14 protein-coding genes are annotated in these 13882 nt (G+C 62.8%); 5 read left to right on the top strand and 9 right to left on the bottom strand.

The features are described 5' to 3' along the window. Window positions 1-12: 12 nt before the first annotated feature. The 4 genes from ACK3SC_RS02380 to ACK3SC_RS02365 form a co-directional block, all read right to left on the bottom strand. Window positions 13-1095, bottom strand: coding sequence for a geranylgeranyl reductase family protein (locus ACK3SC_RS02380; RefSeq protein ID WP_416838522.1), 1083 nt, complete (start codon window positions 1093-1095; stop codon window positions 13-15). A gap of 93 nt (window positions 1096-1188) precedes the next feature. After that, the gene (locus ACK3SC_RS02375) at window positions 1189-2181 is read right to left on the bottom strand and encodes a WD40/YVTN/BNR-like repeat-containing protein (RefSeq protein WP_416838521.1); all 993 of its coding nucleotides are present in this window, start codon (window positions 2179-2181) and stop codon (window positions 1189-1191) included. A 56-nt stretch (window positions 2182-2237) separates the two neighbouring features. Beyond that, window positions 2238-3041: an ABC transporter permease subunit gene (locus tag ACK3SC_RS02370; protein ID WP_416838520.1), complete on the bottom strand. Its 804-nt coding sequence runs from the start codon at window positions 3039-3041 to the stop codon at window positions 2238-2240. Further along, window positions 3034-4080 carry an ABC transporter ATP-binding protein gene (locus ACK3SC_RS02365; RefSeq protein ID WP_416838519.1) on the bottom strand — a complete coding sequence of 349 codons (1047 nt, stop codon included), beginning with the start codon at window positions 4078-4080 and terminating at the stop codon, window positions 3034-3036. The genes ACK3SC_RS02370 and ACK3SC_RS02365 overlap by 8 nt, the downstream gene beginning before the upstream one ends. A gap of 137 nt (window positions 4081-4217) precedes the next feature. Here ACK3SC_RS02365 and ACK3SC_RS02360 point away from each other — a divergent pair, with 137 nt between their 5' ends. After that, window positions 4218-6170, top strand: a complete 1953-nt coding sequence (locus ACK3SC_RS02360) for a COG1361 S-layer family protein (protein WP_416838518.1) — start codon at window positions 4218-4220, stop codon at window positions 6168-6170. Window positions 6171-6250: 80 nt separating this feature from the next. Here ACK3SC_RS02360 and uvrA read toward each other — a convergent pair whose 3' ends face one another. Further along, window positions 6251-9199 carry an excinuclease ABC subunit UvrA gene (gene uvrA, locus ACK3SC_RS02355; RefSeq protein WP_416838516.1) on the bottom strand — a complete coding sequence of 983 codons (2949 nt, stop codon included), beginning with the start codon at window positions 9197-9199 and terminating at the stop codon, window positions 6251-6253. Window positions 9200-9296: 97 nt separating this feature from the next. Next, window positions 9297-9653, bottom strand: a complete 357-nt coding sequence (gene sepF / locus ACK3SC_RS02350; protein ID WP_416838515.1) for a cell division protein SepF — start codon at window positions 9651-9653, stop codon at window positions 9297-9299. Between the two features lie 155 nt (window positions 9654-9808). Between sepF and ACK3SC_RS02345 the strand changes: the two genes are divergently transcribed. After that, the gene (locus ACK3SC_RS02345; protein ID WP_416838514.1) at window positions 9809-10486 is read left to right on the top strand and encodes a DUF1028 domain-containing protein; all 678 of its coding nucleotides are present in this window, start codon (window positions 9809-9811) and stop codon (window positions 10484-10486) included. Here the strand turns inward: ACK3SC_RS02345 and ACK3SC_RS02340 are convergent, their stop codons facing one another. Beyond that, window positions 10487-10966: an RNA-binding protein gene (locus ACK3SC_RS02340; RefSeq protein ID WP_416838513.1), complete on the bottom strand. Its 480-nt coding sequence runs from the start codon at window positions 10964-10966 to the stop codon at window positions 10487-10489. Window positions 10967-11123: 157 nt separating this feature from the next. On the opposite strand from ACK3SC_RS02340, the gene ACK3SC_RS02335 reads away from it, so the two are divergent. The 3 genes from ACK3SC_RS02335 (at window position 11124) to ACK3SC_RS02325 (ending at window position 13153) form a co-directional block, all read left to right on the top strand. Further along, the gene (locus tag ACK3SC_RS02335; protein WP_416838512.1) at window positions 11124-11426 is read left to right on the top strand and encodes a hypothetical protein; all 303 of its coding nucleotides are present in this window, start codon (window positions 11124-11126) and stop codon (window positions 11424-11426) included. 140 nt (window positions 11427-11566) lie between these two features. Next, window positions 11567-12886 carry an RNB domain-containing ribonuclease gene (locus ACK3SC_RS02330; RefSeq protein WP_416838511.1) on the top strand — a complete coding sequence of 440 codons (1320 nt, stop codon included), beginning with the start codon at window positions 11567-11569 and terminating at the stop codon, window positions 12884-12886. Between the two features lie 48 nt (window positions 12887-12934). Beyond that, window positions 12935-13153 carry a hypothetical protein gene (locus ACK3SC_RS02325; RefSeq protein ID WP_416838510.1) on the top strand — a complete coding sequence of 73 codons (219 nt, stop codon included), beginning with the start codon at window positions 12935-12937 and terminating at the stop codon, window positions 13151-13153. Window positions 13154-13204: 51 nt separating this feature from the next. On the opposite strand, the gene ACK3SC_RS02320 is transcribed toward ACK3SC_RS02325, so the two are convergent. Beyond that, window positions 13205-13438, bottom strand: coding sequence for a hypothetical protein (locus ACK3SC_RS02320; protein ID WP_416838509.1), 234 nt, complete (start codon window positions 13436-13438; stop codon window positions 13205-13207). Between the two features lie 34 nt (window positions 13439-13472). Then, on the bottom strand, window positions 13473-13850 hold the full coding sequence (locus ACK3SC_RS02315) for a hypothetical protein (RefSeq protein ID WP_416838508.1): 378 nt from the start codon (window positions 13848-13850) through the stop codon (window positions 13473-13475). Between the last annotated feature and the right edge of the window lie 32 nt (window positions 13851-13882).

Below are 13882 nucleotides of genomic sequence, written 5' to 3'. Positions count from 1 at the left end.
AACGGAATCTCGTCAGAACAGTTTCTTCAGATGTTCGCGCGAGAAGAACGAACTCGGTTTGTCCATGTGAACGCCGATTTCTCCGGAGAGCGACCGCAACCCGACGCGTTGGAGCCATTCGGGGAACGAGTAGCACCGGCGGACGAGATGGCCGAGTCGAATCTCCGTCGACAGTTCGTCACGCCACGCCGACTCGTAGTCGGACAGCGTCTCCGGGTCGTCCGGGTCGATGGTCTCGGCGGCGATATCTGCGGCGGTCATCCCGTAGAGGATGCCACCACCGGTGAACGGCTTCGTCTGTGCGGCGGCGTCGCCGACGAGGAAGGCACGGCGCGTCGTCGTGCGCTTCGGTGGCCCAATCGGGATCGCCCCCGAACAGAAGTGTTCGGTCTCCACGTCGTACGTGTCGGTGAGCGCGTCGAACATCTCGTTGACTTCTGCGCCCGGTGGTGCCGCGAGGCCGTACTCGACACCTGCATCGCCGCGTGGGATGCGCCACGCGAAAAAGCGCGGTACTGTGAGATGAACGTCGACGAAGTCGCCGTGGTCCGGGTCCGGGTCGAACGCGAGGACGCCGTGGAGCGTTTCGGCCGGTTCTGGCAGGTCCAGTGTGCGTCGAACGCGTGAGGTCGGGCCGTCGCATCCGGCGACCATCTTGGCGTCGAACACGACGGTTCCGGACTCGCCGGCGACGCTCACCGTCAACTGCACCCGGTCGTCGAACTCTTCGATTGCAGTCACAGTGTGTCGCTCGCGGACGTCAGCACCCGCCTCGCGAGCGCAGTCTGCGAGCGTCCTGTCGAGTTCGACGCGGTCGATGACGTTCGACACCTCCGTCTGCTTGTAGAACGGATACGCCTTGGAGTTCGGGCCGCCGACGTGGAAGTCGGCCCCGTAGATACGGTTCTGAAAGAGGTGGTCGCGTGCCTCGTCGGGGACGTACTCCCAGATGTCGGTGCTCACGTGACCGGAACAGGCGAGTGGGGTTCCGACCTCACCTTTCTCCAGCGCGAGCACGTCGTATCCGGCCTCGGCTGCGCGGCGTGCGAACCGTGCGCCGGCAGGACCAACGCCGACGACGGCGAAATCGTACATACACGGCGGTTGGCGCGGCGACCAATGAATCTTCTCGCTTCGACCGAGGCGTCATCTCGACTCGGTCGGCACATCACACAGGAAGCCGTCGACCTACCCGACGACGGTAAGTCCCGCTGCCGTCCGTCTCGTGTCCGTCCACGGCACGTCGAGGAGTGTCCACGAATCCCCGAAGTCAGTGGTTCGGTAGAGGCCGTGGTCGTTCACCGCGTAGCATTCACCGCCGGCGAGTCCGGTCGCCAAGACAGCACGCGTGGCACCGCCTCCTGTCGGCAATCCGGTGTCGTCGAGGCGTTCCCATGCGCTCTCGCCACGAGTACGATACAGATAGCTCTCGGCGGAGCCAACGTTGTGCGCGCGCATCGGACTTCGTGCGGCAGTCAGGAGAACCGACTGCGGGTCTGCTCGGTCCACAGCGACGCTCCAGCAGTAACCGTGTCCGAGTCCGTCTGTTGGCGTCGTCCACGTCTCACCGCCATCGTCGCTCTCTGCGTAGCCATCACCGGCGGCGCCCCAGACGTGGCCGGGTCGGTCAGGGTGTGTCGCCATCGAGTGCGTATCTCGTTTGCTCGTCGGGACTCTGTCCTGCCACGTCTCGCCACCATCGAGCGAGCGAACGAGGGCCCCTGCTTCGACGGCGACGAAGAGTCGCGCTGGGTCCGATGGGTCCACTTCTATCCACCTGACGTGGTGGGTGTGCGGTCGTGGTGGAAACGCCCACCTCGACGACGAGGGGAGGGCAGTCAGTCCCGTGAGTTCGCCCCACGTCGCTCCCCCGTCTGTCGACCGAAACACGGCCGATGGTTCTGTTCCGGCGTAGATTGTGTCGGGGTCTGCGGGCGAAATGGCGAGACTCGTTATCGACTCTGGAAGCGTGTCGGCCCCGACCGGTTCCCACGTGTCGCCGCCGTCAGTCGTCCGAAGGAGGCCCGAATCGAACGTACCGCAGAAGGCCCGTTCGGGGACGCGGTCGTCGGCCGCGACGCACTCGATTCGGGAGTCGCCGAGACGCCGGCGCGTCCGCAGGTCGTCAAGCGGGCCAGAAACGGAGAGGACCGCGCCGTCTGCTGCTGCGTAGAGGTGCATACACACCTTAGGAACTCAGCAGAGAAAAGTGAAGTCAGAAGAACACGTGTGTTCGGTCACGACAGGTCGCGCCGTTCGAACACTTCGGCGGCGAGCACCACGAGGACGCACGCCGTGACGAAGAGGACCGCCACACCACCCCAGTCGATGTCACCGGCGACGAGGAGTTCACCGGGGTCGATGTAGCGCGTGAGCGACAGCGACCCGAGAAACTCGTAGTCGGTATCGGTCGTCAGCGAGTCGAGGAGGAACGTCCCGAAGACGACGCCGATAGCGGCCCCCTGTGCCCGGCGCACTCGCTGGAAGAACGCCGAGGAGAGCAGTCCGATGGCGACACAGTCGACGAGGTAGAGGCCGCCAACTGCGTGCACCAACACCAGTCGAGAGATGTGAATCTGCTCGTCGATGAGGCCCGCACCGATGACGACGGCCGCGAAGACGGCGATGTTGACGACGAGTATCGCCGGGAGCATCGCGAGGAACTTCCCGATGACGAACCGGGTGCGCGAGATGGGGCGAACGAGGACGAATTCGATAGAGTTGCGGTCGACTTCGGTGGCGATGAGCGACCCCGCGGCGTAGGCGAAGTAACTCCCGACGATGAGCAACCAGACGAGTTGGTAGAGTTCGACGACGAGATAGCCTTCGAGTGACGAGATGTCGGTGACGCTCCCGAGGAACGCCGTCTGTAACTCCTCGGGATACGACTGCAGCAGTTCGTTGAAGTCCACGTCCGCTTGACCGAACGAGGGGAACACGGCAATCGTGAGGCCTGCGGTCGCCACCAGCAACGCACTGACGATGAGAATGCCGCGCTGGCGCTGGTCGAACTCGAACAGCGCGATATCGAGTTCACGCATCGGGGGCCTCCTCTGTATCGCTGGTGAGGAGTTTCTCTTCTGTTTCGGCAGACTCGAAGTCAGCGCCGTGGTCGTTGCCGCCGTCGCCGTCGTCGCCGTCGTCGTCTCTGTCACCGTCGTTCCAGCTATCGTCTCCGGCGTCGCCTTCTCCGTCTCCAGCGTCGTAGAAGTGCATGAACACGTCTTCGATGGCCGTCTCGCGGACCTGGAGGTCCTCGATACGGTAGCCATCGAGGGCGTCTACGAGCCCGTCGTAGTTCCCAGAGATGACGAGGCGAAGTGTGCCGTCTGCGTCGAGTCGTGCGTCGATCGTTTCCTCGAAGTCGAAGTCCGCGAGGTCGATTGAGTCTGGCGACTGGAGCGTGACGACCTTTCCGCTCCGTTCGAGCAAGTCGTCGATGTGCTCGACGGCGACGAGTCGTCCATTGCGGATGATTCCCACCTGGTCGCACACTTCTCGGACCTCACTGAGAATGTGCGTCGAAAAGAACACCGTCACGCCGCGTTCGCGCTCTTCGGCGAGGAACTCGTAGAACTCCTGTTGGACGAGCGGGTCGAGTCCCGACGTGGGTTCGTCCATCACGACCACTCGCGGGTTGTGCATGAACGCCTGAACGATTGCGAGTTTCTGGCGGTTCCCCCGCGAATAGCCGCGGACTGTCCGGTCGAGTGGAACCGGGAACCGTTCGAGAAGCTCCTCACGTCGCTCGTCGCCGCCGAGGCTCGCCAGATAATCGAGCGTCTTCCGGCCGGTCACGTCGTCGTAGAACTGCGGGTCGCCGGGGATGTGGCCAATCTGGTCTCGAACGTCGAGGAAGGCCTCTCGGTCGTCGATAGGAGCGCCGAGAATACTCGCCGTTCCGTCTGTCGGCTTGAGAAAGCCAAGGAGCAGTCGAATGGTGGTCGACTTCCCTGCGCCGTTCGGACCGAGGAATCCGAACAGTTCTCCCTCGGGGACCGTCAGGTCGAGGTTTTCGATGCCGCGGACGTCCCCGTAGAATTTAGTCAATCCCTCGATGTCGATTGCGGGGACGGTCATAGACCACGGTAGGTACGCCGTGAACGTATTCCTTGCGTGACGTTACCACCTCGTGAGAGTGAGAGTGGTGATTAATATTACACAAATCCTATATGAATCGACCGAGCGAGGCTGCCGCCCTGCCGGTTGGTTCCACCATGATTCGACGAACACGCCGATTGAGCGTTGCACTCCTCGCGACACTCGTAGTACTGTCTTCGCTCGTGGGAGCGACTGGAAGCGCGGCGGCCGCAACGCGCGTCTCCGGAAGCCCCGACCTCTCCGTCGTCGCTCCAGAGAACCGACTCGTCGCCGGCAGTGAGTCAGTGCTCAACGTGTTCGTCGTCAACACTGGGACCGTTACTGAAGATGGGCCCGAAGAGTACGAAGCACTCGTCCAGACGGCGCGTGCCCTGACGTTGAAAGGCGAATCTGAGGGACCGATAACCGTCGTCAGTGGCGAGATTCCGGTCGGAACCGTCCCCGAGGGTGTCTCCGGCCCCGTCTCGCTCAGCGTCCGTGTGGCCGAGAACGCGAAGCCCGGAACCTACGACGTGCCAGTCGAGTTCTCCTACGACTACACCGCGTCAGTGTTCGTCGACGGCGAGAGCGTCCAGACGACCCACAGAAGTCGAACCATCACGCGAGACCTTCGGGTCGTCGTCGAACGCCGCCCGGCTTTCGACGTGCGAACAGTGAATTCGACGCTCGCCGTCGGCGACACCGGAACCATCGCCGTCGAACTGGAGAACGACGGAGTGGTCGATGCCGACGACGCAACCGTGACCATCACCTCGACAGACCCAGAGATAACCTTCGGCAACGGCGTCCAGTCTGCCCAGAGTTTCGTCGGCGAGTGGGGTGCTGGCGAGACCAAACGCGTCGAGTTCCGGGCGCGCGTCGCCGAGGACGCAATCGTCCGCAACTACTCGGTGACGATGATGGTGACCTACCGAGACGAAGACGGCCAAGAACGGACGTCGCGTCAACTCGTCACCGGTGTCCGACCGATTCGTGGTGCAGACTTCGAACTCGTGGACGTCGATGCCACCGTCGCTGTCGGCGACACCGGAACGTTGACGCTCGAACTCCAGAACGTCGGCGACGCGACTGCATCGGGAACCACGGTCGGCGTCCAATCGACCGATTCCGAGGTGACGTTCGGTGCCGGCGCGCCCGCCGCAGAGGCCTACGTCGGCACGTGGGAACCCGGTGAGACGAAGCGCGTGAGTTTCCGAACGCGCGTCGCCGACGACGCCCTCGATAGACCCTACTCGCTGGACGTTGCAGTGGCGTTCCGCAACCCTGGCGGTGAGCGAAAGACCGAGTCGCTCGTCGCTGGTCTCGACCCCGGTGCTGGACCGGCCTTCCGACTCGAAGTCACCGACAGCGACCTTCGCGTCGGCGGCGTCGGGAGTGTCGCAGGAACCATCGAAAACGTCGGGGAGAGCGAGGCGCGGGACGTGGTACTCCGGCTCGAACCCACCGACCCAGCGATGACGCCGACCGACCTCGAAGTGACGGTGGGGACGCTCGCACCGGGTGAGTCCGCCGACTTCGAGTACGCAATCGGACTGGCCGAAGGAACGTCACCGGGCGTCCGAAGGCTCCCGTTCGTCGTCGAATACCGGCCACCGGGTGACGAGATGCGAGTGGCCGACCAGACCGACGTCCTCGCGTCGGTGAGCACGCAGAATCCCGCCATCTCGGTCGAGCCCCGAAACGCGACGTTCGAAGTCGATTCGACCGGCGAACTCGCCCTCGCGGTGACGAACACCGACGAGACGCCACTGACCGACGTGACGGTTCGACTCGTCGTCGAAGACCCGTTGTCGAGTGCGGACGCCGTCGCGTTCATTCCGCGACTCGAACCGGGTGAGACGCGCGTCGTCGCCTTCGACCTCGAAGTGAGTGACGACGCCGTCCCCAAGACACAGGCCGCCGCCGTCAACGTCAGTTACAGAGATGACACCGGACGGCAACTGTCGGCCGGAACCCAGCAAATCGCCGTCGAAGTCGTCGAACCGGCGACGACGTTCCCCATCCTCCCGGCCGCCGTCGCGATTCTCGCACTCGTGGGCGTTGGGTACTGGTGGTTCAGACGGCGGTAGCTACTGGTGGTTCAGATGGTGGTAGCTACTGGTGGTTCAGACGGCGATGAGACGAAAATAGAACGCGAAAAATCGCGGCTTCAGTCGTCGTTCGGCACTTTCGCCGGTTTACGGCGCTCCGAACGCGGCCCCTCTTTGTCCACGTCTGGGAGATAATCACGGAGATACCGACCCGTGTGGGAGTCGGGGTTCTGTGTAATCTCTTCTGGCGTGCCGCTGGCGACGATATTTCCACCGTTTTCGCCACCTTCGGGGCCCAGGTCGATGATGTGGTCGGCGTTCTTCACGAGGTCGAGTTCGTGTTCGACCACGAGGACGGTGTTTCCGTTGTCGACGAGTCGCTGCAGCACGTCGATGAGTTTTCGCTCGTCTTCTTTGTGGAGACCCGTCGTCGGTTCGTCCAGCAGGTAGAGCGTGTCGCCGGTCTGCTTCTTGCCGAGTTCTTCGGCGAGTTTGACGCGCTGGGCCTCGCCGCCGGAGAGCGTCGTCGATGGCTGTCCGAGTTGCATGTAGCCGAGGCCGACGTCGTGGAGCAGTTGGAGACGGCGGCGAATCTGCGAGTTCGCCTCGAAGAACTCGAGCGCTTCGTCGACTTCCATCTGGAGGACGTCCGAGATGGTCTTGTCTTTGTACGTGACGTCGAGCGTCTCGGCGTTGTAGCGCGCGCCGTTACACTCCTCACAGGGGACGTACACGTCCGAGAGGAAGTTCATCTCGATTTTGACGTTGCCCTGTCCTCGGCAAGCCGCACACCGTCCACCCTTGACGTTGAACGAGAAACGGCCCTTCTCGTAGCCACGCTGTTTCGAGAGTTTCGTCTCGGCGAACAGTTCGCGGACGTAGTCGAAGACGCCGGTGTACGTCGCGGGGTTCGACCGGGGCGTGCGACCGATTGGCGACTGGTCGATGAGACGGACCGTCTCGATTTCGTCGTAGCCGTCGATGCCGTCGTGTTCGCCGGGGTCGACCGAGGTGTTGTCGTTCATCCGGCGGGCGAGTCCCTTGTAGAGAATCTCGTGCATCAGGGTGGACTTCCCCGACCCGGAGACGCCGGTGATGGCCGTGAACGTGCCGAGCGGGATTGGCACGTCGAGGTTCTTGAGGTTGTGCTGGCGTGCGCCGAGAACGACGAGTTCGCCGTCGCCCTCGCGCCGCACCTCTGGCACGTCGATGTCCTTGCGACCCGAGAGATAGTCGGCCGTGATGGAGTTGTCGGCCGCGACGATGTCGTCGAAGTCACCCTGTGCGACGACTTCGCCGCCGCGCTTGCCCGGACCGGGACCCATGTCGATGATTTCGTCTGCCCGGCGCATCGTCTCCTCGTCGTGTTCGACGACGATGAGCGTGTTGCCGAGGTCACGCAGGCCTTCGAGCGTGTTGAGGAGTTTGTCGTTGTCGCGCTGGTGGAGGCCAATCGAAGGTTCGTCGAGGACGTAGAGGACGCCCACGAGACCCGACCCGACCTGCGTGGCGAGACGAATCCGCTGTGACTCGCCGCCGGAGAGGGTGGCAGCCTCGCGGTCCAGCGTCAGATACTCCAGCCCGACTTCGGTCATGAAGCCGAGACGGGCGCGAATCTCTTTGCAAATCTCCTGTGCGATAGTTCGCTCGCGGTCGGTGAGTTTGGCTTCGAGACCCTCGAAGTGCGAGAGGGCGTCGGCGATGCTCAGGCGGTTGACCTCGGGGAGCGTCGTCCCGCCGACGCGGACGTGCCGAGACTGCTCTTTGAGACGCGACCCGTGACAGTCGGGACAGGTCGTGACGGCCATGAACTCCTCGATGTGGTCGCGCGTGCGGTCGGAGTCCGTCTCGATGTGGCGGCGTTCGAGGTTGCCGACGACGCCCTCGAAGGGGTGTTCTTTGTGTCGCGTGCCGTTCTTCGTCGTCCACTCGAACACCACGTCTTCGGTGGTGCCGAAGAGGAACGCGTCCTGAACCACCTCATCGAGGTCTTCGAACGGCGTGTTCACGCTGACGCCGAAGTGCTCTGCGACGCAGTCGATTTGACGCTGGTAGTACGTCCGGTTGTAACTCCACGGTTCGAAGACGTGTTTGAGCGGTTTCGAGGGGTCGGTGACGATGAGGTCGGGGTCGACCTCTTTGGCCTTTCCGAGGCCCTCACACTCCGGACAGGCCCCGTGCGGACTGTTGAAGGAAAACGAGCGCGTCTCGATTTCGGAGAAGCGGAACGACGAGTTCGGGTTGCCGAGTTCTTCGGAGAACTCGACGACGAGTCGGTCGTCGCTCTCGCCCGCGAGCGACCCCGTCGAACGCGTGTTCGAGGCGAACGGGAGGTCCTCTGGTGGGTCGGGGACGATGAGTTTGAGGACGCCCTGTGCCTCTTCGAGCGCCGTCTCGACGGAGTCGGCGATGCGCGAGCGCGCGTCGGGCGACACCTTCACTCGGTCGACGACGACGTCGATGGTGTGGTCGTAGTTCTTGTCGAGTTCCGGTGTCTCGAACGAGAGGTCGAACTCCTCGCCATCGACTTCGACGCGGGCGTAGCCGTCGGCGACGAGGTCAGAAAAGAGGTCTTTGAACTCGCCTTTCTGGTCGCGGACGACCGGCGCGACGATTTTCGCTTTCGTCCCTTCGGGGAGTTCGAGAATCTGTTCGACCATGTCCTGTGCGGACTGTTCACCGACTTCTTCGCCCGTGATTGGGTCGTACTGGGTTCCGACTCGCGCGTACAGCAAGCGGAGGTAGTCGTGGAGTTCGGTGACCGTCCCGACGGTCGAACGCGGGTTGTTCGCCCCGTTCTTCTGGTCGATAGAGATTGCCGGTGACAGTCCCTCCACCGCCTCGACTTTCGGTTTGTCCATCTGGCCGAGGAAGTTGCGGGCGTACGCCGACAGCGACTCGATGTACCGGCGTTGTCCCTCCGCGTAGATGGTGTCGAACGCGAGAGAGGACTTACCCGACCCCGAGAGGCCGGTGACGACAGTGAACGTCTCGCGAGGGATGCGGACGTCGAGGTCCTTGAGGTTGTGCTCTTCGGCACCGCGAACCTCGATGTGGTCCTTGCTCATTCGGAGCACTCTAGGTACGTGGGGACCGAATAGGCATCGGTTCGGGCCATCCGAACCGGTTGTCTCGCTCCCCTCGTCTCCGACCGCAAAAATCGAGTTAGGAGTTGAGTTTCGAACGCGCGACGTTGACGTTCGTCGGGGTGATGATTAGCTGGTCGTCACCTTTCTGGACGATGTCGCCGTCGACTTCGCGCGCGACCTGGCGCAGGTCGTCGATGATGTGTTCCATCGTACTGTCCGAAGTCGTGTGTCGAGTGATATCCGCGATGACCATGTCGCCATCGTAGACAGCGTCTTTGATGGCGATAACGTCCTGTTGGCCACCGATTTCCGCGATGTGGACCGAGATGCCGGCCGATGCGCGGGCGGTGTCGAAGTCGTCGAGATCGAGTTCGACGTAGTCCTCGGTCGTCCGGGAGCCACCCCCACCGAGAATCTTGCTCATGATACCCATAGCATGTAGAGCGGTCAGGAGCGGGATATTTCTTACGTCAGACAACTATCGACATCACGATACGTTTATCGACGATAATTCGGGGTGGGAGCCGGCGATACACTTCCTCAGGCGATTCCATCGGATGTTTTGTCGTGGGGGACTCGATTCGTCCCATGACCTTCAGCATCTGCGTCCGCGAGGAGTACGTCGACGGTGACGGGAGCGACCAGCACCGCTTCGGCGTCGCCGTGACGACGCGACTTCCGGGTGTGGGGGCGCTCTGTCCCCACGCGAGCGAACACGGCGCGATAGCGACACAGTCGGTGACGAACGTCGAACTCGGTCGGAAGGGGCTGGCGTATCTCGCCGACGGCCTCGCAGTCGACGACGCACTGCAGGCGCTGTTGAACGCAGACGAGGGGCGCGAGCAGCGCCAACTCCACGGAGTCGACATCGACGGGACGTTCGCCTTCACCGGCGACGACTGCCACGACTGGACCGGCCACCGCGTCGGGTCCGACTACACTGTCGCGGGGAACCTGCTCATGGGCGAGTCAGTCGTCGATGCAGTCGCCGAGTCCTACGAGGCAAGCGACCGCGACGAACCGCTAGCGAAGCGCCTCATCGACGCACTGGGTGCGGGCCACGCCGAAGGTGGCGACAAGCGCGACGACCTGAACATACAGAGCGCGGCGGTCGTCGTCGCGTCGACCGAAGACCGAGAGATGGACCCGTACTACAACGACCTGCGGGTGGACGCGACGGAGACGCCGCTGCGCGACCTGCGCGAGACGTTCGCGCTGGCGCGGGAGGGATACGAAGCGGCGGTCGAGAAGTACGCGAGAGAGTAGTTAGACCGAGAAGTCGAACAGGTCGTCACCGACGTGGTGGATGGACTCGACGACTTTTCCGGAGTCGCCGACGAGGTCCGCGCCGTCTTCGAGCGCGCGGCCGATTGCGAGAATCTTTCCGTGATTCTCTTCGGCGATGGCGACGAGGTCACCCGCCTCGATGGACTCGTCTGCCTCGGTGATGCCGGGGCGCATGACGTCCGCACCGCTCGAGACAAACGAGACGGCACCCGCATCGACCGTGACGACGTTCTTCGTCGGCGGGAACTGATTTGCACCCTTGACGGTCAAGAAGGGTTCGTCGTCGACGTACATGACGGCTGGTTCGCCGTCGACGAGGACGACTTCGTAGTCGGCGTCTGCGAACTCGACTGCTTCGAACGAGTCGCCGTCGATGTCGACGCCGAGGAGTGACTGGACTGACGCTTTGACCGCCTGGATTTCGTCGTTGCGGAGGTGGTGGCGAGACTTGACCTTCATACCGAGTCGTGGACGCCGACGGCCGATAAATCGACCGCTCCACGTCGAACGACACGTCGACTTTGACGAGGTCTGCTGGAAGCGACGGCAGGCGGTTGTGACTGGACTGGGTGTGACTGGAACAACAGATAAGTACGGGTGGGTACACCTCATCGGTATGTGGCGTTCCCGGACCAACCGGGACCGGAAGACTGTCGTCTGCATCGCATGCGGGGATTCAGTGCTCCGGTCGGCGGCGCGTGAGTACGACAAAGAGGGGAACCGCTGGGAACGACACGGCAAGCGGTTCGAACATCTCTGCAAGGAGTGTTACCGCGACCTCTGTCACCAACCGCGCACAGAACTCGAAGGACTTCTCCTCGAAATCGAAGAACACGGCATCTCACAAGCGGAGTTTCTCGGTCGGTACATCGATGCCGTCTCCGAGCGATACGAGTCGCCAGAAGAACGAGAACGATAAGGTCGAGTCGCCACTTCTCGACAGAACTCACCACGGTGGCCACCGAACGTGGGCCACGGCGGTCGGCGAGTGACTTCGTTTTCGACAATCGAGGCCGCGCCCCCGACACGCATTTCTCCCTGCCCCGTTTAGACGGGTCCATGTCAGACGACGCGCAGGCGTACGCGGGAACTGCCGAAGGGCAAGGCCCGGTCGAAATCGACGCCGAACTCGCGCGACACCTCCAGAACAAGCGCGAGGAACTGTTCGAGGAGTTCGAGATTCGCGACAAATTCCCGCCGGAAGTCCTCTCGGAGGCACGCACTCGCACCGAGGGCGTCCACGAGGAGATCGAAGACGAGTTAGACCACCGCCAGGACCTTCGGGACCTGACGACGTGGACGACCGACCCTGTCGACGCACAGGACTTCGACGACGCAATCAGCATTCGCGAGAACGAAGAGACGTACACGCTGTGGGTCCACATCGCCGACGTGACCCACTACGTCCACCCCGGCTCGGAGATGTGGGCCGAGGCCGTCAAGCGCGGGAACACCGTCTACCTCCCCGCCTACACGATTCACATGCTCCCGCCGGTGCTCGCCGAGACGGTCTGTTCGCTCGTCCCCAACGAGGACCGACTGGCCCACACCGTGGAGATGGAGATCAAGAAAGACACGCTCTCGTTCGACTCTATCGACATCTACAAATCCGTCATCCACTCCGACGAGCGTCTCACCTACACGCAGTGTGAGAACCGCCTCGACGACGAGGACGCGCCACTCCACGAGGAGAACGTGCTGGTCTACGACCTCGCAGACCAACTGCACGAACAGCGGAAAGAAGACGGTTCGCTCGTCCTCAACCCGAGTCGTGACCGCGCGCACACCATCATCGAAGAGTGCATGCTGAAGGCCAACAAGGCCGTCACGCACGAACTCATGTGGAGTCGCGGTGTCGAAGCGATGTACCGCGTCCACCCGCAACCGACGCCCGACCAGTGGGACAAAGCGCTCCGCGAAATCACCGAACTCGACGGCGTCAGCATCAGGTCCACGTCGTGGGACGAACCCCGGAAGGCCGTCAACGACGCCCTCGAAAGCGCGAACTCCCGCACCCTCAACAAGATTCAGCGCGCCGTGTTGAAGGTCATGCCCCGTGCGAAGTACATGAACGACCCCTTCGGTGGCCACTACGCGCTCAACTTCGACATCTACGGCCACTTCACGTCGCCCATCCGCCGGCTTTCGGACCTCATCAACCACTGGATCGTCCACGAAAACGACGTTCCCGAGGACCTCGTGGAACTCTGTGACCGCGCGTCTGACCGTCAGAAAGACGCCGAGACGGCCGAGCGCCTCTACAAGCAGTTCCTCCAGGAAGTCGGCCTCGACCCCTACGCCGTCAACAACCGCGGTATCGTCACCATCGACGACGAGGGCGAGGTCATCGACGACAACGGCCTCCCGCCGCGCGAGTAGAGACGACACTACGCTCACACTTTTTGGCTCAGGCCGCGTCGTTCGCGTATGAACAGACTCCAGACGACTGTCGTCGATAGCTGCTTCGCATTTCTCGTTGGGTTCCTCGTCGGAACGGTCACCAGCGGGTGGAGAACAGGAATCCGCGCAGGCACGACTGCCGCCATCGTCTCGGCGGTCGTGACGTGGGTGGTCTACGGCGTCCTCGAAGTCGAGACGCTCGTCGAAGAGACGACTATCGACGCCGAGCGCGTCGCCGCCGAGTGAACGACGCTGTTGCTTGTGTGAACTCGTCGCTGTTGTCTGTGTGCCTCGACACTACTGTTTGTGCGTGAACAGCAGGATGTCGTCGTCGTGCGTGGTCACACAGAGGTCTAACAGCATGCTGAGTTCGAGACTGTTGTAGTCTTCCTCGCAGACGACCAAGTCGTCGAACGGTTTCTCACAGGCCGGACAGGCGATCGCGACGGTGTTCTGGTAGGTGGTGACGCCGCCGTTCGACTCGTAGGGCGTGAGTGACGACCGAAGTTCGTCGAGTTCCTCGTCGTTCATACGCAGTGTGTGTGCAGTGCGAGTGTATAATTCTTCACGGTCGGACACACTCAGCGTCGAGTCCGCACGCCCAGCGAAAGTGCGGGTGAATCCACCCCAGCGTCTCGGCGTGTGTTTCGACCCACGACGCCGGGTCGCTCAACCGGCGTGAGAGCACCCGCGCGTCGTCTTCGTGCGTCCCCTCCCGGTCGAACGGCACCGATTCGAGCGTCCGCGACGCGGGATTGAAGAACACGGCCCGTTTTGTGTCCTCGTTCAACGCGACGAGTCGCGACCCACTGGCGTCTTTCTGCAAGAGTGCCTGCGCCATCCGGTGTTGATGAACTCCCCGACGTGTCTCCCGAAGCGTCGAGACGACATCTCGAAAGAGTGCTGTCGGGTCCGACGGTGGTTCGCCCTGCTCAGTTCCCATACCGATGGCCTTGGCGTCGGGTGTTAAGAGGG

Origin of the sequence: Haloferax sp. DFSO52 (genome assembly GCF_048158745.1) — an archaeon.
In the GTDB taxonomy this organism is placed as follows: domain Archaea; phylum Halobacteriota; class Halobacteria; order Halobacteriales; family Haloferacaceae; genus Haloferax.
Note: the sequence above shows the minus strand (reverse complement) of the source record. Positions and strands in the feature narration are given on the sequence as shown.